This window comes from Neotamlana laminarinivorans (assembly GCF_020523925.1).
Classification (GTDB): domain Bacteria; phylum Bacteroidota; class Bacteroidia; order Flavobacteriales; family Flavobacteriaceae; genus Neotamlana; species Neotamlana laminarinivorans.
The window spans coordinates 248,406-270,705 of the sequence record NZ_JAJAPW010000002.1 but is presented as its reverse complement, the minus strand read 5'-3'; the positions used below and the strand labels follow the sequence as shown (position 1 = coordinate 270,705).

17 protein-coding genes are annotated in these 22,300 nt (G+C 31.4%); 7 read left to right on the top strand and 10 right to left on the bottom strand.

Annotated elements, in window-relative coordinates; all coding sequences use genetic code 11:
• Positions 1 to 66: 66 nt before the first annotated feature.
• The 3 genes from LG649_RS04960 to LG649_RS04950 form a co-directional block, all read right to left on the bottom strand.
• Positions 67 to 1,458, bottom strand: a complete 1,392-nt coding sequence (locus LG649_RS04960; protein WP_226541728.1) for an OmpA family protein — start codon at positions 1,456 to 1,458, stop codon at positions 67 to 69.
• 119 nt (positions 1,459 to 1,577) lie between these two features.
• Positions 1,578 to 2,774, bottom strand: a complete 1,197-nt coding sequence (kbl, locus tag LG649_RS04955) for a glycine C-acetyltransferase (RefSeq protein WP_226541726.1) — start codon at positions 2,772 to 2,774, stop codon at positions 1,578 to 1,580.
• 11 nt (positions 2,775 to 2,785) lie between these two features.
• Positions 2,786 to 5,923, bottom strand: coding sequence for a UvrD-helicase domain-containing protein (locus tag LG649_RS04950; RefSeq protein WP_226541724.1), 3,138 nt, complete (start codon positions 5,921 to 5,923; stop codon positions 2,786 to 2,788).
• A gap of 124 nt (positions 5,924 to 6,047) precedes the next feature.
• On the opposite strand from LG649_RS04950, the gene LG649_RS04945 reads away from it, so the two are divergent.
• Both LG649_RS04945 and LG649_RS04940 read left to right on the top strand, forming a co-directional pair.
• The gene (locus LG649_RS04945) at positions 6,048 to 6,656 is read left to right on the top strand and encodes a superoxide dismutase (protein WP_226541723.1); all 609 of its coding nucleotides are present in this window, start codon (positions 6,048 to 6,050) and stop codon (positions 6,654 to 6,656) included.
• Between the two features lie 245 nt (positions 6,657 to 6,901).
• Complete coding sequence (locus tag LG649_RS04940) at positions 6,902 to 7,723, top strand: GIN domain-containing protein (RefSeq protein WP_226541721.1); 822 nt, start codon at positions 6,902 to 6,904, stop codon at positions 7,721 to 7,723.
• A 409-nt stretch (positions 7,724 to 8,132) separates the two neighbouring features.
• On the opposite strand, the gene LG649_RS04935 is transcribed toward LG649_RS04940, so the two are convergent.
• The 6 genes from LG649_RS04935 to purN all read right to left on the bottom strand — a co-directional run bounded on the left by LG649_RS04935 (position 8,133) and on the right by purN (position 16,378).
• Positions 8,133 to 10,031: an amidophosphoribosyltransferase gene (locus tag LG649_RS04935; RefSeq protein ID WP_226541719.1), complete on the bottom strand. Its 1,899-nt coding sequence runs from the start codon at positions 10,029 to 10,031 to the stop codon at positions 8,133 to 8,135.
• A 97-nt stretch (positions 10,032 to 10,128) separates the two neighbouring features.
• Positions 10,129 to 11,052, bottom strand: coding sequence for a PfkB family carbohydrate kinase (locus tag LG649_RS04930; RefSeq protein ID WP_226541717.1), 924 nt, complete (start codon positions 11,050 to 11,052; stop codon positions 10,129 to 10,131).
• A 200-nt stretch (positions 11,053 to 11,252) separates the two neighbouring features.
• Positions 11,253 to 13,907, bottom strand: coding sequence for a hypothetical protein (locus tag LG649_RS04925; protein WP_226541707.1), 2,655 nt, complete (start codon positions 13,905 to 13,907; stop codon positions 11,253 to 11,255).
• A gap of 17 nt (positions 13,908 to 13,924) precedes the next feature.
• Positions 13,925 to 14,743: a GLPGLI family protein gene (locus LG649_RS04920; protein ID WP_226541705.1), complete on the bottom strand. Its 819-nt coding sequence runs from the start codon at positions 14,741 to 14,743 to the stop codon at positions 13,925 to 13,927.
• 386 nt (positions 14,744 to 15,129) lie between these two features.
• Positions 15,130 to 15,771, bottom strand: a complete 642-nt coding sequence (locus LG649_RS04915; RefSeq protein ID WP_226541702.1) for a ribonuclease H1 domain-containing protein — start codon at positions 15,769 to 15,771, stop codon at positions 15,130 to 15,132.
• A 40-nt stretch (positions 15,772 to 15,811) separates the two neighbouring features.
• Positions 15,812 to 16,378: a phosphoribosylglycinamide formyltransferase gene (purN, locus tag LG649_RS04910; RefSeq protein ID WP_226541699.1), complete on the bottom strand. Its 567-nt coding sequence runs from the start codon at positions 16,376 to 16,378 to the stop codon at positions 15,812 to 15,814.
• A 186-nt stretch (positions 16,379 to 16,564) separates the two neighbouring features.
• Between purN and LG649_RS04905 the strand changes: the two genes are divergently transcribed.
• The 5 genes from LG649_RS04905 to pyk all read left to right on the top strand — a co-directional run bounded on the left by LG649_RS04905 (position 16,565) and on the right by pyk (position 20,841).
• Complete coding sequence (locus LG649_RS04905; RefSeq protein WP_007647141.1) at positions 16,565 to 16,798, top strand: acyl carrier protein; 234 nt, start codon at positions 16,565 to 16,567, stop codon at positions 16,796 to 16,798.
• A 13-nt stretch (positions 16,799 to 16,811) separates the two neighbouring features.
• Complete coding sequence (gene fabF, locus LG649_RS04900; RefSeq protein ID WP_226541697.1) at positions 16,812 to 18,062, top strand: beta-ketoacyl-ACP synthase II; 1,251 nt, start codon at positions 16,812 to 16,814, stop codon at positions 18,060 to 18,062.
• Between the two features lie 7 nt (positions 18,063 to 18,069).
• Positions 18,070 to 18,807, top strand: coding sequence for a ribonuclease III (rnc, locus tag LG649_RS04895; protein WP_226541695.1), 738 nt, complete (start codon positions 18,070 to 18,072; stop codon positions 18,805 to 18,807).
• A 112-nt stretch (positions 18,808 to 18,919) separates the two neighbouring features.
• Positions 18,920 to 19,405 (top strand): IPExxxVDY family protein, encoded by a 486-nt coding sequence (locus tag LG649_RS04890; RefSeq protein WP_226541693.1) that lies wholly within the window; start codon positions 18,920 to 18,922, stop codon positions 19,403 to 19,405.
• Complete coding sequence (pyk, locus tag LG649_RS04885) at positions 19,405 to 20,841, top strand: pyruvate kinase (protein WP_226541691.1); 1,437 nt, start codon at positions 19,405 to 19,407, stop codon at positions 20,839 to 20,841. Before LG649_RS04890 ends, pyk begins: the two co-directional genes overlap by 1 nt.
• 87 nt (positions 20,842 to 20,928) lie before the next feature.
• On the opposite strand, the gene LG649_RS04880 is transcribed toward pyk, so the two are convergent.
• Positions 20,929 to 22,293, bottom strand: coding sequence for a hypothetical protein (locus LG649_RS04880; RefSeq protein ID WP_226541689.1), 1,365 nt, complete (start codon positions 22,291 to 22,293; stop codon positions 20,929 to 20,931).
• Positions 22,294 to 22,300: the final 7 nt, after the last annotated feature.

The window sequence follows — 22,300 nt, the reverse complement described above, 5'->3', positions numbered from 1 at the left end:
ATAAAAAACGCATCGGAAACCCGATGCGTTTTTATAAAACTTATTTCAAGAATTAAATCAGTAAAATTATTTTACTAAGTTAATTTCTACACGTCTGTTGTTAGCTCTACCAGCTCTAGTTTTGTTAGTATCAATTGGTTTAGACTCACCGTAACCAAGAGCGGATAATCTGAATGCATCAATACCATGGCTTACTAAGTATTCTTTTACAGAGTTTGCACGAGAATCAGATAATCTTTGGTTTAATTTTTCGCTACCTACGCTATCAGTATGACCTTCAACTGTAAATTTAGCAGTTGGGTATTCTTTTAATATACCGATAATATCACCTAATACAGCCTCAGATTGAGATTTTATAGTTGCTTTACCTGTATCGAATAAGATAGTTTTAGCGTATTCGTTTAAAGTTTTTTGAACTTCTTCAGTTACTTCAGGACAACCAGCGTTAGCAACAGTACCTTTAACTTCAGGACATTTGTCATCTTTATCTAATACACCGTCACCATCAGTATCTGGCCATGGACAACCTTTGTTAGCAGCAGGACCAGCAACATCTGGACAAGCATCGTCAGCGTCAGTTACACCGTCACCGTCAGCATCTGGACAACCAGCTAAAGCAGCTAAACCAGCAACAGTAGGACAGTTATCATCTTTATCAGCAACACCGTCACCGTCAGAATCAGGACAACCGTTTAACTCAGCTAAACCAGCTTCATTAGGACAATCATCTTTAGAGTCTTCAATACCATCACCATCAGTATCAGGACAACCATTGAAAGCTTCTAAACCAGCAACTTCTGGACAAGCATCATCTTTATCATAAATACCATCACCATCAGTATCAGTACCACCAAACCTAATTGAGATACCAGCTGTATGTTGAAAATGAGTTTGTAAGTAATCTTCGAAAGCATGCTTGTAAGAAGACTGTAATGTTAAACCAATGTTTTCAGTAAACCATACGTTTAAACCAACAGTTCCGTTTAAAGTACCAGCACCGATATCGTCAATCCAAGTGTATCCACCACCAACTCCTAAGTAAGGATCAATAGTAGTACCTTCTAAAAAGTTGTATTTAATTGTACCGTCTAAGGCATAGTATGATAAATCTGAAACAGAATTAACCTCTTCAGGATCAGAACCTACAACGTCACCCCAGTTTTCAATTTTATTTAATGATCCAGTAACACCTAATGAGAAACCATTGTTAATGTATCTAGATACAGAAATAGTTGATAAAGAAGGTAAAATATTCCAGTGATCTGCTGCATTGAAGTATTCATCAAAAATAGTTTCACCAAATTGAGCATTACCTACAACACCATCTCCAGAAGGATAAGCATCTACAGCGTTTGCTCCAATAGTAATTTGCCAAGGATTGTTTTGGTCTTGCGCATTAGCATTGCTATAACCAAGAACTAGCAACATAGCTAATAATAATCTGCTAAGATTTTTCATATTCAAAAGTTTAATTTTTAAGTGTTAATTGTGAACAAAAGTAAGTTGTTAAAAGTAATTAACAAAACAAATATAAAAAAAATACCTAAAAACAGGCAATTATACGTTTTTATTAATGGTTATTCAATTATATTTAGAGCTTTACCAACGTTTATAAAGGCTTTAATTGCTTTATCTACGTGTTTTTTTGTATGGGCGGCTGATAATTGTACGCGAATTCTTGCTTTTTCTTTAGGCACTACAGGAAAAAAGAAACCTATTACGTAAATACCCTCTTTTAAAAGCATATTAGCCATTTTTTGAGATAATTGTGCGTCGTAAAGCATTACTGGAACTATTGCAGAATCTCCATCAATTATATTGAAACCAGCTGTTTTCATACTTTTTTTAAAGTAATTGGCGTTCCATTCTAAAGTGTCACGAAGTTCAGTGTTGTTTTCAAGCATATCGAATACTTTAATTGATGCGCCAACAATAGCCGGAGCTAATGAATTTGAAAACAAATAAGGCCTGGAGCGTTGGCGTAACATTTCGATAATTTCTTTTTTGCCGGTTGTATAGCCGCCCATTGCACCTCCTAATGCTTTACCTAGTGTTCCGGTAATAATATCTATTCGGTTTAATACGTTTTTTTCTTCAAGTGTTCCGCGTCCGGTTTTGCCAATAAATCCAGCGGCGTGACATTCATCAATCATTACTAGAGCGTCATATTTATCGGCTAAATCACAAATTTTATCTAATGGAGCAACTAATCCATCCATAGAAAATACACCATCGGTTACAATTATTTTAAAACGAGCTCCGTTTTTATTGGCTTCAAGAAGTTGTTTTTCTAAATCTGCCATATCATTATTTTGGTAGCGGTAACGTGCCGCTTTACAAAGGCGAACACCATCAATAATAGAGGCATGGTTAAGTGAATCTGAAATTATGGCGTCTTCTTTAGATAAAAGGGGCTCAAAAACACCACCATTAGCATCGAAAGCTGCAGCATACAATATAGTATCTTCGGTTTGATAAAAATGAGCTATTTTTTCTTCTAATTCTTTGTGAATATCTTGTGTTCCACAAATAAATCTTACCGAACTCATCCCGAATCCGTGTGTGTCCATAGCATCTTTTGCAGCTTGAATTACTTCTGGGTGCGACGATAAGCCTAAATAATTATTGGCGCAAAAGTTTAAAACAGTTTCGCCTGTGTTTAATGTTATTTCGGCACCTTGAGCTGATGTTATTATACGTTCTTCTTTAAAAAGTCCGTTGTTTTTTATGTCTTTAAGTTCTCCTTTTAAATATTCTTTAATTTCTCCGTACATAGTTTTGGGTTTTAAATAACGGTTACGTTTATATCTTGGTTTATGTAGACTAGAATTTTTTCATTTACTTTAAAATTCATATCCTCTAAAACATCTTGATAAAGTTGTAATTGTTGTTGATGTTTTTTGTTTTCGCCACCCGTTTTGTAATCTATAATAGTAGCTTCGTTTTGCGAATTTATAACTATCCTATCTGGTCGTAAAATAGTTCCGTATTTATCAATAATATCACGTTCGTTAAAAATAGTTGAATTGGAGTTAAAATATTGTGCTAGCTGCGGATGATTGATAATTTTTAAAATATCAGACTTTAAATATTCTGCTTGGTTTTTAGTTATGGTTGAAGCTTTTATAAACTCGTTTAAAACAGAATCAACATCATCAATAATTTTTATTTTAGCCATAATATCGTGCACTAAATTCCCTTTTTCTATAGCTTCTTGTTGGGTGGTATCCCAAAGTAAGCCCGATTTGGTAACCACTTTAATATTATGGTCTTCTTTTGCGGTTGAAATAAAACGTTGCTCGATAGTTGAGTCTAGCTCTTCCTTGTGTATAGATGTTTTAGATTTGTCTCCGAATGAATATAATAATTGCGAATCGTTCCATAAATCTAGATGTTGCAAATAGCTTATAAATAAACCTGAATGATTTTTAATATTAACTTCCCCCTTTGCATTAATATCTTTTTTAGAAATTATATAAAGTTGCTCAACAGGTCGTGTTAATGTTACGTATAATAGGTTAATGCTGTCTAACTCCAATTCCGCTTGATGGCGGTTATAAATATTATAGCCTTCTTCTCCAAAATATTCAAAATCTTTATTGTAATTTAGTAAGGTGTGTGTAAATCCGTTATATTTTTCTGCATCAAGTTTATACCATTCTTTAGGCTCTATATCTTCATAGATGTTTAAATCTGCGTAAGGGAAAATAACTACCGGAAATTCTAATCCTTTAGATTTATGAATGGTCATGATTTGAATAGCGTTTTGCCCCTTGGGCGATACTACGCTTAAATTGTCTTTTTTCTTATCGAAATACTCTAAAAAAGCTGAAATATCTGATCCTTTTTTCTGAGAGAAATCTAAAACAACATCTAAGTAAAATTGAATGTAAGCGTTAGAGTTTTCAACTAAATTAAAACTTCTTACAATAGTTTCTGCTAAATCGTAAAGTGGTAATTCAATAAGCTGTTTGCTGTTTATATAAATGTTAAATTTTTCGAAACCTTCAAAGAATTCTGTGCTTTCTAGGTTAATATGGTTTGTATAAAATTCGTGTTTGTTTTCAATATTAAAATGATCTGATAAAAAGTTTAAAATGGCAATTTTTATTTCTTTATTTTTTGGTTGAAGTAATAACCAGAACATGTTATTTATAAAAACAACTTCGGGTGAATTATGAATTAATAAACCGTCTGCTGAAATAATTTTAAGGTGTTTTTCTTTGGCCAAAAACTTTGCTAATGCTCTTTCTTCTTTTCCTTTTCTAACTAAAACACAAATATCACTTTGGCTGTAACCGTTTTTTAAACAATTGTTTATGGTATTTAAAACTTCATTACCGAAAACTTCGTCTCTGTCATCATCTTTCAATATATCTAGAAAATTCAGTTCTACATAACCTGAGTTATCTATTCTAATATCTTGATGTGCGTTACTAAAAAGTTCGCTATAAACGGGGTTGCTAAAGGTTTGTGTAGCTAAGTAATTAAAAAAACCGTTATTAAAACTTACTATTTCTTTGTAGCTTCTAAAATTATTCGGGAGTTTCTCAACGTTTTGATTTATAAACGGGAATGGCTTATTAGTTTTATTAAATAAATCGATAAATTGTTCAGCTTTACCACCGCGCCAACGGTATATGGCTTGTTTAGCATCGCCAACTAGCATGCTACTGCCAACTTGGGTAGCTAACGAGTTGCCAATTAATGGTAATAAATTTTCCCATTGCATGGTAGAGGTGTCTTGAAACTCGTCTATAAAAAAATGGTTGAATTTATCTCCCAAACGCTCGTAAATAAAAGGTGTAGGTTGTTTTTTTATTTCTTTGCTAATTAAGGTGTTAAATTCTGAAATTAGCATTTTGTTTTGCTCTTCCTTAAGTTCTGTTAACTCTTTGTTTATAGCACTTAAAACCGATAGCGGTGTTATGTTTTTGTAGAAGTTTTTTAAGAATTTTATTTTATAAATAGCCTGCTTAGTTTTATTAAATACCGAGGCTATTTCGGGTTGCAAACTATCTATTGAAGCAGCAATGTCGTCACTAACACGTTTTGGATAAAGTCTTTCGGTTTCAATGTTTTGTTGCCATTTAGCTTCAAAGCCTACATTAAAATTTTTGTTTGCTAATTTTTCAAGATGATTGGGTAAATATTTACCATTAAAATCGGTAATCTGTAGTCCCATTTCATCAAAAATAAATAATAGGTTTTTTGCAGCTTCAACTATTAGTTCTTCGGTAGATTTTATATCTTTTATTAATTGATTTTTTAAAGTTTTAAAATCATCAAAAGTTTTATTGTTAAGCTGTGTTACATATTCTGCATCATTTTCATTTACAAGTAGTTTTGCAATTTTATTAAAATCGAAGCTAACATCGCCACTTTTATCATCGTCTACTTTTTCAATGGCAAAATCAACTAAAATTTGGGTTAACGCTTTATTTGTTCCAGCTTTAGCAATAAGACTGTCTACAGCTTCATTTAAAAGGCTGTTTTGGTCTAATTCAACTTCAAAATTTAAGGGTAATTTTAAATCGTAAGCAAAGGTTCTAATTATGTGATGTGTAAACCCATCGATAGTTGAAATATCGAAAGCAGCATAATTGTGCATAATGTGGTTTAATATTTTCTTTGCTTTTTCGTGTAAAGTATTTTGGTCTATGTTTAATTCATTTTGAATAGCCAGAAACATATCGTTTGGCTGGGTTAAAATGGTATTATCTGCAAACTGTTTAAGCGTATTTATAATACGCTCTTTCATTTCGGCCACAGCTTTGTTAGTAAAAGTTATGGCCAAAATATTTTTAAACAAAAATAAATTGTTTGATGCCAGCAATATTTTTAAATACGCTTTTACTAGAGTGAAGGTTTTACCGCTTCCTGCCGAGGCATTATATATTGTAAAAGTTGGTTTATTTTGCATAAAGGTAATTTGCATACAAGATAAAAACTATCAATGATTTCATAACAATATATTATTTTTTATTACCCGCTTTTATGTGTAAATTTGAATGAAATTAAATATTAATAATTTAAAACTAAAAATTATGGCTTTCGAATTACCGAAACTAGGATATGCGTACGATGCTTTAGAACCAAATATTGATGCACGTACCATGGAAATACATCATACAAAACACCATAACGGGTATACTACTAAATTAAATGCTGCTATTGAAGGTACAGATTTAGAAGGAAAATCTATTGAAGATATTTTAACAGGATTAGACTTAAGTAACGGAGCTGTAAGAAATAACGGTGGTGGTTACTACAACCACTGTTTATTTTGGGAAGTAATGAACCCAGAAGGAAAAGGTGTTTTATCTGGAGAATTAAAAGATGCTATTGAAGCAGAATTTGGCTCTAAAGAAGCCTTTATTGAAGCTTTTAGTAAAGCTGCTGCAACACAATTTGGTTCTGGATGGGCTTGGTTATGTGTGCACAAAGGTGGTAAAGTAGAAGTTTGTTCTACACCAAACCAAGACAATCCATTAATGCCAGGAGTTGGTTGTGGAGGTACACCAATTTTAGGTTTAGATGTATGGGAGCATGCTTACTATTTAAATTATCAAAACCGTCGTCCAGATTATATCGATGCTTTCTTTAAAGTAATTAACTGGAACGAAGTAGAAAAGCGTTACGCTGAGGCTAAATAAGCTTAAAAACATAACAATTTTAAAACGCCTAAATTAAAGTTTAGGCGTTTTTTTTTGCCCAATAGTGACTTTTAATTTTAGCTGTGTCTAAAAGTTGTAAATACAAAAGTTTTAGGTTTGTAAAATATAAACACACACACTCAAATAAAAAGTAAGACTGTTAATAGCAAGATTACTAATTAATTCGAGCGGTTATAATTCTTTTATATAACCGCTCTATTTAAAAATCCATTAAAATCGCAACAATGAAAAAATACTTACTTTTTATTACAATGTTATTTGTAGGTTTAGCATTTGGTCAAAAAAAAGAAAAGATAAAAGGAAATAAAGAGGTTATTGAGGTTTACGAAAGCTTGCCTCGATTTTCAAAATTAGAGATTGCCGATGAGTTAAAAGTATCTTTAATGCAAACAGGGAGTGCTGGTTTTAGATTAAAAACAGATTCGAACTTAGTTGATGTTATAAAAATTGAAGTTGTAGATAGTCTTTTAAAATTATATACTACACATAATATTACATCATCAAAAAAAATAGAAATTAGTTTAACATCTGCACAAATAAATCAAATTAATCTATCTGAAGGTTCGAAATTAGAAAGTCAAAATTTAATAGAGTCCGATTCGTTAACAATATCAACATCTAGCAATTCTAAATTTAATTTAGATTTATCTTCTAAATATCTAGCAATAAATATGCAAGGAAACTCGGATGGTAAAATTATTTATAGAGGTGAAGATGTTTTAATGAGTTTAAATGAGAGGGCTTTAATTAAAGGAAGTATTTCAACAACAAATTTCGATTTAACGATAAACGATCATGCAGACATGAATATTGAAGGTAATTGTGAAAATTTAAACTTAATAGCAACAGGTTCTACAGATATTAAAGCAAAAGATTTAAATGTTACACATGCTAAAATAAATGGTTCGAATAATTCTGATATATACATTTACTCAAATAAAGACTTAACTCTTTATGCTAAAGGTAGAAGTAATGTGTACGTTTATGGTAACCCTAAAATTAATGTAGAAGGTTTAAGTGATAAATCGCAGATAATAAAAAAATAAAAATAGAGGTTAGTTTAGAATTAGTTAGTTTTTTAAAATGAAAAAGGTGAACAAGAATGTTCACCTTTTTGCCCCAAATCTACCATAAACTTAACCTACTTATGTTATGGTTTTTTAAAAATATAATTGTAAAATCTTCCTGTAAAATATATTAGTTAAAGCGCATATAAATTAGCTTAAACGAGTTGAAGTTAAATGGCTGATCAATGGTTTTGAGACTAAAAAAAGTGATAAGATAAAATAAAAAAAGGCGAACAGAAGTTCACCTTTTTTTGCCCCAAATCTACCATGAACTTAACCTACTTATGTTATGGTGGTACTAATTTATTTCTAATTTAACTAAATCTAACTATTTTTAGATGAAATACAGATTTATCCGTTTATAGGCGTTTTTTTATAGATAAATTAATTAATAAGCTCGTTCTTTGTTGCCTTCGTAAAAGTTTATAAAAGCTCTGTTAACAACACGATTACCTCCAACAGTTGGATAATTTCCTGTAAAATACCAATCACCTAAATGTTCTGGACAGGCTTTATGTAAGTTTTCAACAGATTGAAAAATGATTTTAACCTCGGCATTTATACTTTCGTCACTTAGTAATTCAGAGATTTTATCAGAAATTTGCTCATCAGTAAAAGGGTCGTATAATTCTTTAACAAAATTTACAACCTCTTTATCTTCTAGATGTGTTTGGTCTAAGCATTTTTTATAAACCTCTTCTACAATACTGTATTTATTATTTTCTTTAAGTAAAGCTAATGCAGCTTGAAATGCAATTAAGCCTTCAAGGTTAGCCATATCTATACCGTAACAATCTGGATATCGTATTTGCGGAGCAGAAGACACTACAATTATTTTTTTAGGGTTAAGCCTGTCAAGCATTTTTAAAATACTTTTCTTTAAGGTTGTCCCTCTAACAATACTGTCATCTATTATAACAAGGTTGTCGTTTGGTTTTACAACACCGTAGGTTATATCGTAAACGTGTGCTACTAAATCATCTCTACTACTATCTTCTGTAATAAAGGTTCTAAGTTTTACGTCTTTATTTGCTATTTTTTCAATACGTGGGCGTTCCGATAAAATTTCTGTTACCTTTTCTGCAGAAATAGAACGTTGCCCATTTAATATGGCTTCTGTTTTTTTCTCATTAATATGTTTTTCAGCAGTTTCAATCATCCCTAAAAACGATGTTTCCGCTGTATTTGGAATATAAGAAAACACGGTGTTTTTAGTATCGTTATTTATAGCTTCAAGAACCTTAGGCATAACAAGTTTACCTAATGTTTTTCGTTCTTTATAAATTTCGGCATCACTTCCACGAGAAAAATAAATACGCTCAAAAGAACAAGCTTTTTTCTCTAGAGGTGGTAATATTTGTTTAAGTCTTACTTCTCCTGATTTTTTGGTAATAATGGCTTGTCCTGGTTGTAATTCTTTTACATCATCAAACTTTACATTAAACACGGTTTGAATAACTGGACGCTCTGAAGCTATAACCACTACTTCATCATCTTTGTAATAATAGGCAGGACGAATACCTGCGGGGTCGCGTAAAACAAAGGCGTCACCATGACCTATTAAACCTGCCATAGCGTAACCGCCATCCCAATTTTTTGCAGCACGCTTTAATATTTTACCAACTTTTAAACGTTTTGCAATTAATGGTGAGGCTTCTTGTTTGTTGTAACCTTCCTTTTTTAAATCTTTATAGATTTTACTTACAGCATCGTCTAAAAAATGACCGATTTTTTCCATTATAGTAATGGTATCTGTATAATCTTTAGGGTGTTGACCTAGTTGTATGAGGTTGTCAAAAAGTTCTTTAACATTTGTCATGTTAAAGTTACCTGCCATAATTAAGTTTCTGTGCATCCAGTTATTTTGGCGTAAGAACGGGTGTACGCTTTCTACGCTGTTTTTACCAAAAGTACCATAACGAACATGGCCTAATAAAACTTCACCAATGTATGGGATGTTCTTTTTTTGTGCCGCAACATCGTCTAAATATTCTGGATGTAATTTTAATTCGTTGTTTATTCTATCGTTAATTTGTCCAAAAATATCCTGAATGGGCTGTTGAGCTATGGAGCGCACTCTACTTATGTAACGTTGCCCTGGTTTTGTGTCTAGTTTTATACTTGCAAAACCTGCACCGTCTTGACCACGATTGTGTTGTTTTTCCATCATGAGGTACATTTTATTAACGCCATAAAATGCACTACCATATTTTTCTTTGTAATACTCTAACGGTTTTAATAGCCTTATCATGGCTATGCCACATTCGTGTTTTAAGAAATCACTCATACTTAAATTATGAATTTTTGTTTTTGTCGAAAAAACAATTTTTTATTACGTTATTGGGTTAAAATAAAAACGCACTCTTTTAGAGCGCGTTAAGTTATTATAATTCTATTTCAAATTGTGTTAGGTCTTTAAATTGCAGCAGACGCTTATGAATTTCATCGTTAGATAATTTAAGCATACGCTCTGTTCCAAATTTTTCTACACAAAAAGAGGCTAGTGTTGAACCATAAATTACTGCTTTTTTCATGTTCTCGAAAGAGGTGTCTCCGGTTTTAGCAATATAACCAGCAAAACCACCAGCAAATGTGTCTCCAGCTCCAGTTGGGTCGAAAACCTTTTCTAAAGGTAAAGCGGGAGCATAAAACACTTCGTTATTGTGAAATAATAAAGCGCCATGTTCACCTTTTTTAATTACAACGTATTTAGGTCCCATTTCATGAATTTTTCTTGCTGCAACTACTAATGAGTATTCACCAGTTAACTGTCGTGCTTCTTCATCGTTTATGGTTATAACATCAACACGTTTAATAGTATTGTGTAAATCCTCTAGAGCAGAATCCATCCAGAAATTCATGGTGTCTAAAATAACAAGTTTAGGTTTTGTTGTCATTTGGTCTAAAACACTTGCTTGCACTAAAGGATGTAAATTTCCAAGCATAACAACTTCGGCATCTTTATAGTTTTCTGGAACCACAGGGTTAAAGTCTGCTAAAGTGTTAAGTTCTGTAACTAAAGTGTCGCGAGAGTTCATATCGTTATGGTAGCGTCCGCTCCAGAAAAAGGTTTTACCGCCTTTTACAATTTCTACTCCAGCTAAATCTATGTTTTTATCTGAAAGTAATTTTAAATAATCTTCTGGAAAATCGTCTCCAACAATAGACACGGCTGTGGCATCTACGCCAAAAGTTGAAGCTGCAAGACCAATAAAAGTTGCTGCTCCACCAAGAATTTTATCGGTTTTACCGAAAGGTGTTTCAATAGCATCAAAAGCTATTGTACCTACTATTACTAATTTGCCCATGAATAGGTTTGCTAATTTTCTGCAAATATAATGCTTTAAAAATAAAATGAGGAACTATTGTTTTTGTTGAAAAAATAAAAGTGACCTCTTTAAATTTAATGTGTCATAATAATGCTATTATTCAAATTTTAAAATGGGGAGTTGAAACTTTTAGGTGGATTTTCCCCTTTTTATTTTCTGCCAAAATAATTCAGTAAACTTTAAAAAGTCCAACTAAGTCCTAAAATAAAATACCTTTGTAATAAGCCTACTGAGTATGAATTTGTTGAAGTGTCATTGTTTTGTATAGTGGTAAATGTCTTTACATTTGTGAGGTTGTTGGCAGTTAAGTTAATCTCCCAATTTTTTTTAATAATATATGAAATTCTTGAATCAATTAAAGCTATATTAGATACTTGTTCATTTAAATCTGGAATAAAATGATCTAGTGTTAGCGATGATATAAATTTATTTGAAGGTTGATAAATTAAGCGAAATTTGTTTTGTAAATAATAGTTACTGAATTTATACTCGCTTATAGTTTTATTACTTTTTAATATGGTTTCATTTTCAAAGTTAAAATTACTTTTAAAAGCTGTTTTTAAAAATATTTCATTAGTTAGTAAGTATGATTTGTTGCTTCTTAAATTAGAGTTGTTTATGATGTTTTTGTAATTGTTTATGGAATAAAATGAATTAGTTTTTATATTAAGCTTTAGAAAAGGAATATATTTTGCGAAATATATATTAAAATCAAATGTCTCGGTGTTTTCATTAAGAAAAAAATAGTTTGTTATTACAATGTTCTCGTTAATTAGGGAGTTTGCAAAGTAGTTACCTTTTTGTTTGTTGTAATGAATTCCAATACGCAATTGTAACTGGCTAAATAAGTTAGTGTTAGAGTATGATAGGTTGAAATTTTCATTTTTTTGTAAACGTAAGTTTGATTCGCTTTTTAATATACTTCTATTGTTTATAAGAATGTCATTATTAAAAAGCCAACTAATGTTATTTGTTTTTTTGTTTAAGGAATAATTAGTTTGAATATTAGAGTTTCTATTGATTTGATATGATAACCTTAAAGAAGGCTCAAATATAATATTATTAATCAATTCAGAATTTTTTGTAACTCTATCTAAAATTGTTTGGTTTAAATAGCGTAATTTAACATTGGGTTTTATAGTAAAATGCTTAATTTTTAAAGCGTCTTCTGCTAAAGCATAAATTTCTTTTGTTTTGTAATCAATTTGGTTTATCCCGTTTATAGTTGTGTCACTATTGTTTAAACTTATAAAATCAGTTTTTAATGGATTTTTACTAATATTACCGCCAACAGAAAACTTATATTTATGTGATGATTCAGATCCTAAAAGGGTTGATTTAAATTTGAAAAATTCCTTTTTTAAAGCAATTTTTTGTTCATCCGAGTTTCCATCATACAAAGAGGGAGTGAGTGTTAAATTTTGTTTAACTGAATTTGTAGAACTAACTAAATTTACTTGTAATACTTTCTTCCTTGATAGTTTTTTCGTATAAAGGGCGTTTTGTAGAATAAATACATTATCTGATTTTATATTAAAAGTAGTATTATCTCTTATATTTGAATTGATGGAGCTATTAGTTTTTATCTCTTCCTCTCTTAAGCTTAATTTATATTCTAATATAGAATTTTTTGATGGATAGTAATCTAGCTTTAAATCGCCTCTATAATATTCTGGAGTAGCAGAAAAGACTTTATTATCGTAAGTTTTAAATTGATTATCGCCTATAGAGTAAGAATTTAATGTGTTTTCAAAATTATTTATTGTATTTTTTGAGTAATAAAGGTTTGTTTTAGCTTTTAATGACTCATTAAAGTTAAAAATGGCATTATAATTACTAAAAAAGAGATTATTTATATTTGTGCGGTTTTCGTCTAAGGAGTTTGAAAATAGAGTCTCCGGAATAATTTTGTTAGCCTTATAATTTAATTCTTTGATGTATTCTAAATTGTCTGTTGGGTTTAAGAAATCAAAGGGAGAGGTGTTTATTCCAATATTATTGAATGACATTATTCCAAAAGACTTGAAAAACTTATTTATTGCTAACAAGTTTGTCGATGAATTTGATCTTAGTTTATCATTAGAGTGTCCTCCATTAATATCTAAGCCTCCAGAAAAATCTAATTTATCTGACTTTAATTTTAAATTTAAAGCTACTTTTTCACTATTTTCAATACCTTTTAGTAATTTATTCTCAGAATAGTTTTCTATAGCTTCAACAGATTGTACGATATCTATATTTATATTTTTTGTGCCTAAGGTGTAATTATATCCAAATAAATTATCACCTTCCAACATAACAGTTTCTATTGGTTTTCCATTGTATTTTATTTTTCCTGTTTTATTATCTACCTCAATACCAGGTAGGTTTTTTAGTAAATCCTCAACTTTTCTTTCAGTGCCACTTTTATAGGCTTCTACATCATATTCTATAGTGTCATTCTTTATTTTGTATGGGCGTTTTTTTCCTTTAACAACTACTTCCTCTAGTTCTGTAATTTCAGATTTAAGTAGTTGTGCATTTACATAAATAGTAGAAGAACTTTTTTTAATGTTAATTACCTCTGAGTATGATTGATATCCAATCGAGGTAATTTCTAAAATAAGGTTTTCTTGGTAATTGTTTTTCAGTCTATAAGAAAATTTGCCATTACGAATTAAATGATATTCTATAATGGTTTGTGGGGATTTTATTTTTTTAATTAACAAACTTCCGTTAATGGGTTGCCCATATCTATTGTAAAGTTTACCCTCAATAGTTTTATTTTGAGAAAAACTAAAAAAAGATAACAATAAAGCTATAAATATTAGGTTAAGCTTTAATAAATAATACAAAATTTGTGTAAAGTGTTTTATTTCTCAGATAGTTGCTTTTTAAATTCTTTGTCTGCAATATAATCCGTATCATCTTCTTCTATGTAACGCTCAATTCCTTTTCTTGGAAGGATTATAGCTCCAGATGTTTTTTCTGGATTAAAATTACTTAATTCAATAGCTTTCTTTTTGTAAATGCTTTTAAATTGAGACCAGGTTATTTTTTTATTTTTTTCCAATGGGTTATCTATTGGTCTAGCAGGTATTTTTTTAGAAATAATAGCATTGGCCTTAAATTCAATAAAAGGAGTATTGCTTTTAATCTCTAAAATCATTCCGGGCAAACCATCATATTTCCATGGACCACCGACAGGTAAATCTGGGCTAAACCACGCGGTGTAATCACGATCTCTAAATTTCATTTCTGCTAATTGGCATTTATGGCCTAAAATATCTTTTGTTTCAGTTTTTATTTTCCAGTTAAAAATATTTAAAGAATCTTTTATTGTAAAATATTTTTTTGCTATTTCTTGTTTGTTAAGTAGCTTGTTATTACTATAATCTTTGATTACACAACGTATGTTTTTTCCTTTTGGTGTGTAATAAAAATGAGAATCTTCATCTTTATCATTAATTATTTCTAGACCGTCAGAATTTGAAGGGTCACATGAATCAAAAACAGAAAAATTTAATTCGAGGTAATATTTAAGTTCTAAACAAGCATAGAAAGATTTAGTAAAATTTTCAGGAGTAATTTTACGTTCATATTCTACCTTGTAGACCATTATCGAATCGTTTTGAGCATTAGCATAAAAAATGCTTGATAATATTAAGGCTATAAAAAAAACAAGTTTCATTGTGTGATTTTTAAAATACTAAATCTTTGTTTTTAGAAGATTTAGTATTTGATTTATAGATTTTATTGATCAGCTATATATATTTATTAGCGTAACTCATAGCTCTAGATTGACACATTGAAATTGCAACATCACAAAAATCGGCAGAAGCACTAGCGTAAAATGTTACTGATTATCCAGTTTCGGTATTAGTTGCTGTAGCAGAACAACGTGCTCTACAGCCACATGATTCTGTTTTTTGTTTGAAATTAAATAGCAACTATAATGTATAATCAGCGCCGATTTGTTGCAAAATATGCCTTTTTTAAGGCAACAAAAATTACACTCAGATATAAATATATCAAAATTTTCGTCTTGTTATATAGGTTTTTACTCATAAATAAAATTTATTTTCTGCCAAAATCAGCAGGAATTTCACCCCAGGCTTTGGTTTCCCATTTTACAATAGTTGTATTATAAGTGTTGTTTTTTAACCAAGTAACGGCTCTGTCTACTAACTCGAAAAGAGGTTTGTTTTTATTGTTACGTTCTAATTTGGTATTGCAGTTTTTCTTTTTTACCCAACTTATCGCGGTTCGCGAATCGGTGTAAAGTATTTTATTGCTATTATTTTTTTTAAGAAGCGCTAGCCCATGAACAATAGCTAAAAATTCACCTATGTTGTTGGTGCCTTGTTCAAAAGGACCTTGTATAAATAGCTGCTTTTTAGTTTTAGTATCAACACCACGATATTCCATTTTTCCAGGGTTTCCGCTTGAAGCAGCGTCTACAGAAATGGAATTATAGTTAGGTTTACCAATTTTTTTTAATTCGATTTTAGAGAGCGCGCTTTTAAAACTTTTATTTTTTCCAACAAAATCGAAATAATTACCGTTTAAAGCTTTTTTTGCAGCATCAAATGTTAGGAACGATTTATATTGAGCACCTTCAAAATTTGTTATTTGCGCTTTGCAATCATTCCAAGATTCAAAAACACCAGTTTTATGGCCTTTCCAAACGGTATAATATTTCTTCTTTTTTTTACTCATTTTTAGCTTCCGCGAAAGCGAATTTTATAAATTCAAGTTCTTATTTATTCAAGAGTTTCTCCACTACTTTTGGGAAATGCTCCATTTCTAACTTATGAATTTTTGCAGCAACATCTTCAGCAGTATCTTCAGGGTAAATATCACATTTGGCTTGAAAAATAGTGGCACCTTCATCGTAATTTTCGTTTACAAAGTGTATGGTAATGCCTGTTTCGGTTTCTTTATTTTCAACCACAGCTTTATGTACATTCATGCCATACATACCTTTTCCTCCAAATTTTGGTAACAGAGCAGGGTGCACATTTATTACCTTATTTTCAAACTCATTTAAAATAAATTCGGGAAATTTCCATAAAAAACCTGCTAGTATAATAAGGTCTGGTTTATTGGCTTTTAAAATGTTAAGGACATCGTTGGTTTTGGTAAAAGCAATTCGATTAAACGATAGTGCGCTAACCTTAAGTTTTTTTGCACGCTCTAAAACTTTGGCATGCGGATTGTTAGTAAGTACCTGAATAACAGAAGCATTATTGCTGTTGTGAAAAAACTTAATTAAATTTTCAGCATTAGTACCACTTCCGGACGCAAAAATTACCACACGTTTCATAAACAGACTATAAATGTTAAAATTGTTACAGCAAAAAAAAGAATAATTATTAACATTTAGTAGGTAAAATAGAATTACTTAAAATGATTTTATTAAATTTAGATTCACATTTTTATACTAAACATGTGTTTTAAAAATAAAGTTTTTTATTTTTGCCAACTAATTAAAACCTTAAATTAAAAAATTATGTCAGACATTGCATCAAGAGTAAAAGCGATTATCGTAGACAAATTAGGAGTTGATGAAAACGAAGTAGTAACAGAAGCTAGCTTCACTAACGATTTAGGAGCAGACTCTTTAGACACTGTAGAATTAATAATGGAGTTTGAAAAAGAATTCGATATTCAAATCCCAGACGATCAAGCTGAGAACATTGCAACAGTTGGTCAGGCTATCTCTTACATAGAAGCAGCAAAATAAGTAAATTTACTTTATGGAATTAAAGCGAGTTGTAGTCACAGGATTAGGGGCTTTAACACCTATAGGCAATACCAAAGATGAATATTGGGAAGGCCTTATTAGTGGTAAAAGTGGTGCTGCGCCTATAACCTATTTTGATACCGAAAAGTTTAAGACAAAATTCGCTTGCGAATTAAAAAACTTTAACGCAACAGATTTTCTTGATAGAAAAGAAGCTCGAAAAATGGATAGGTTTACGCAATATGCCATGGTTGCTTCAGATGAAGCAATTGCAGATGCTAAGCTAAACCTTGACGAAGTTAACAAATTGCGAGTTGGTGTTATTTGGGGTGCAGGAATAGGTGGTTTAGAAACCTTTCAAAACGAAGTGTTAAATTTTGCCAGTGGCGATGGAACACCACGTTTTAACCCATTTTTTATACCAAAAATGATAGCTGATATAGCCCCAGGAAATATATCTATTAAAAATGGATTTATGGGTCCAAATTATACCACAGTATCGGCATGTGCATCATCGGCAAACGCCATGATTGATGCTTTAAACTATATACGTTTAGGGCACTGTGATGTAATTGTTACAGGAGGTAGTGAAGCCGCTGTTACCATTGCTGGAATGGGAGGTTTTAATGCTATGCATGCACTATCTACAAGAAACGATAGCCCAGAAACAGCTTCAAGACCTTTTGATGGAACCAGAGATGGTTTTGTTTTAGGTGAAGGAGCCGGTGCAATTATTCTTGAAGAATATGAACATGCTAAAGCTAGAGGTGCCAAAATTTACGCCGAAGTTGTAGGCGGAGGTATGTCATCAGACGCTCACCACATGACAGCGCCACATCCAGAAGGTATAGGTGTAATGGCTGTTATGAGAAATTGTTTAGAAAATGCTGGAATGAAACCAGAGGAAGTCGATCATATTAACACACACGGTACATCTACACCATTAGGAGATGTTGCCGAACTTAAAGCGATAACCGAAGTGTTTGGAGACCATGCAAAAAACATTAATATTAACTCTACAAAATCAATGACAGGCCATTTACTTGGTGCTGCAGGAGCTATAGAATCTATTGCATCTATATTAGCTATAGAGCATGGTGTAGTACCTCCAACAATTAATCATAAAGTTGTAGATGAAAATATTGATGCAAGTTTAAACTTAACTCTAAATAAACCAGAAAAAAGAGACGTTAAAGTTGCTATGAGTAATACCTTTGGATTTGGTGGACATAACGCCTGTGTATTATTCAAAAAAATAGATTAAATCCCGAATGAAAAACATTCGTAACATATTAAATTCCCGTTTTAAACGTAACGGGAATTTTTTTATGGAAATAAATAAAATATTAGGCTTTAAACCAAAAGAGCTGAAATTTTATAAAAAGGCCTTTACACATCGATCTATGAATATAAAAGATAGTAAAGGAAATGCCATAAATTACGAACGTTTAGAATTTTTAGGCGATGCTATGTTAAGTTCTGTAATTGCATCGCATTTATACCTTGAAGTTCCTAGCGGAGATGAAGGTTATCTTACCAAAATGAGATCTAAAGTTGTTAGTCGTGAGCATTTAAACGAATTAGGTAAAGAGCTTAGTCTAATAAGACTGGTTGAAAGTAAAATTCCTGCAGGCCAATTCGGTGATAATATTCATGGTAATTTATTTGAAGCCCTAATAGGTGCCATATTTTTAGATCGTGGTTATAAATACTGTGAAAAATTTATATACAAACGCGTTATTATACCTTATGTAGATATTGAAACTTTAGAAGGAAAAGTAATAAGTTATAAAAGTTTATTAATTGAGTGGTGCCAAAAAGAGAAAAAAACATTTAATTATACCGTTTATGATGATACCGGTAATGATGAGCTTAAACATTTTTCGGTAAAACTTACAATAAATAATAAGGTTATATCTAAAGCAAGAGCAACCTCAAAGAAAAAAGCAGAAGAAAAGGCATCTAAGCGAGCTTTTTTTGCACTCCAAAATCAAATTATTAAAAAGTAAAACAGTTAAAGGAATAAAACTATAACGTTATAGTGTAATTTGTTCTTAAGATTGATATAAACTTAACAAATTGCACAGTTAATAATGTTATATTTACGCTTAAATATAAGTTATGGCTGTTCACAAACTTATTCTTGATGATGCTTTTTCCGAAGCACAATTTACTTTAATAGCTATACATTGTAATTTAGAAGATTACCGATTAGCATATCTTTTAAATAAAAATTTAAGTATATCTTTAATCCGTAAACCATCAGATTTACAGTTTAATAAAGGAGCAGTTTCATACTCTATTTATAATTGGGATGATGAAAACCAGCAAGTCGCATGGCATTTAGTTTCAAATCTTTGTAAAACAGAAGTGTTGCAAGATTTGGATTTAAATTCATTATTTAAAAACCAACAGAAAGTAATAAAATCGTCTTATTTATTGCCAGAATTTAAAACGGTAAATTACTTTTTAAAAATAGATTTTGAGTTTAGTGCAGCTAAACTTAAACTATTAGTAAACAATATTTTAAAAATACCACACATAGCAACAGCTTATGGTATTAATATGAATGATATAAAATCTAAGGACAATTTAATTTTTAGCTAATGTCGATCAACAAAAAAACAAAAATAGTAGCCACATTAGGCCCAGCAACCAGTACCAAAGAGGTATTAAAAGGTATGCTAGAAGCTGGTGTAAATGTATTTAGAATAAATTTTTCTCATGCCGATTATAGCGATGTAACCGAGCGTATTAAAATGATACGAGAACTAAACGAAGAGCATGGTTATACTGCTGCAATTTTAGCAGATTTGCAAGGACCTAAACTTCGTGTTGGTGTCATGAAAGAAGAAGTTGTTGTTAACCCAGGAGACGAAATTGTTTTTGCAACTGGTGAGCGTTTTGAAGGCACAAAAGAACGTGTTTACATGACATATAAAAGCTTCCCACAAGATGCAAAACCAGGAGAGCGTATACTTTTAGATGATGGTAAACTAATTTTTGAAGTAGTATCAACTGACGATAAAAGCGAAGTAACAGCCAAAGTTATTCAAGGAGGCCCTTTAAAATCTAAAAAAGGGGTAAACTTGCCAAATACCAACATTTCGCAGCCGGCTTTAACAAAAAAAGATATTGATGATGCTATTTTTGCAATTTCACAAAATGTAGATTGGATTGCTTTATCATTTGTGCGTCATGCAGAGGATTTAAAACAACTAAGCGAGTTAATAGAAAAGCATAGCGATCATAAAATTCCTATAGTAGCTAAAATTGAAAAGCCAGAAGCTGTTGAAAATATAGACAAAATTGTTGCACATTGTGACGGTTTAATGGTGGCTCGTGGCGATTTAGGTGTAGAGGTACCTGCAGAAGAAGTTCCTTTAATTCAAAAAGAATTAGTGCTTCGAGCTAAAAAAGCAAGAATACCTGTAATTATTGCTACCCAAATGATGGAAACCATGATTACTAGTTTAACACCAACCCGAGCAGAGGTAAACGATGTTGCTAACTCGGTTATGGATGGTGCTGATGCGGTAATGCTTTCTGGAGAAACTTCGGTTGGTAAATATCCGGTGCAGGTTATTCAAAAAATGGCAAGTATTTTAAAGAATGTAGAAGATTCTGAATTAATTAAAGTACCACAATTACCACCACATATTCGTACAAATCGTTTTATTACAAAATCTATTTGTTATCACGCTGCTATTATGGCTAACGAAATTGATGCTACGGCTATTTCAACGTTAACGAATAGTGGTTACACAGCGTTTCAAATTTCGGCTTGGAGACCATCGTGTCATATTTTAGTGTTTACATCAAACAAGCGTATTTTAACTCGTTTAAGTTTACTTTGGGGTGTTAAAGCTTTTTATTATGATAGTTTTGTAAGTACAGACGAAACGGTAGGAGATATTAACCGTATTGCTAAAGAGCAAGGTTATGTTAAAAAAGGCGATATGGTAATAAGTTTAGCATCAATGCCTATTCAAGAAAAAGGTATGGTAAATACTTTAAGAGTGCGAGAAATTACAAAAGATTAATATTACAACTATTGTCTTTTTATTATTTATAAAAAAAGCTGTCTTAAAATTATTAAGACAGCTTTTTTATGCTATGAAAGTTGAGTTTTACCAAGCACCAATAAAGTGGCTACCTTCAGTATTTATTAACTCTGCACCTTTTGTAACAATACCAGTTTCTGTATCTACAACATAAATATTCCCGTTTTCTCCAACAGAAGCAGCAGTTAAATAAATATCAGTACCATCAACGGCGTAACCTTGATATTGGAATAATTCGAAATCTACATCATAAGGAATATCGGTTATTTTTGTTGCTGTTTTTGCATTCAAATCTATTAAAGCAAAATAACTTTCTCCTCTTCCAGAAATTCCTTCAACAGAATCGTCGTGACGGTATGCTAAAACACCTTTACCGTTTTCAGTAGGTCTCCAAGCTAAAACATAGGCCCCTGTAACACCTAATTCTTCATCTAAATTAAACACATAAGAATCATCATATTCGTTATTTGCATCAATTCTTAAAATATAAGATCCTTCTGGGTCGCTTTGGTTGGCTTGATAAACACTTCCGTTGTATTCAAAAGCATTAATACTACGGTATCCATTTGTGTTTCCATGGCTAATTCCAGAGGTAATTATAGTTGGGTTTAATAGCGATGGGTAATCTAGCACTATTGTTTTCGATCCTAAAATTTCGTAATCACTGTCGCTTTCTAAAGTACTAGGGTCTATTTTACTTATACGTGCTCCAATATATAATTTATTGCCAGCAGTGTTTAAAGTTGGCATATCTATACGAGAAATATAGTAGCCATTTGCAGCATCTTCATTATTTAATGTAATAGTGTGCTCTTGAAAATTTTTAATTGAAGAATTAACTAAATCGAGTGTTACAATACCAATTGTAGAATTTGTTTGTGTATAGTAGTCGTCGGTAACATCATCTGGAGTGTCATTATCATTAACTTGGTGTTCTGTAGATACATAAACAGCAGCTCCAGTTTGATCGCCATCAAATAATTTAATCCAACGTGGTGCAGTGCCAACGTATGGAGCTATACTAATTTCAGAACCAGTAAGCTCAAAGTTATTACCACCATTAACAATATATTTTGTGTAATTCCCGCCTGTATCTCCAGCATAACTAATGTTAAATATTGTACTACCATCTTCAGATGCTTGTAAACGCGCTGTACGATTTGATGGTGCTACAAAACCGTTGTTAAATGGGTCTATTTGTACGGTTTCGTCTTGTGCGTCTTCTTTACTAACTGAGTATATTAAAGTGCCACCATTACCATCACCTGGGTTTGTTCCCATTAAGGCCCCAGCTACAGTTATCCAACGGCTATCGTCTTCATTTTCTTCCTCAATAATGTTTGATGTTTCGTCGTCGCTACAACTAGTAAATAGTACTAAAGCACTTAAGACCAGTGCTAAGTTTTTAAGGTTTAAAATAGTTTGTTTCATTTTTTAG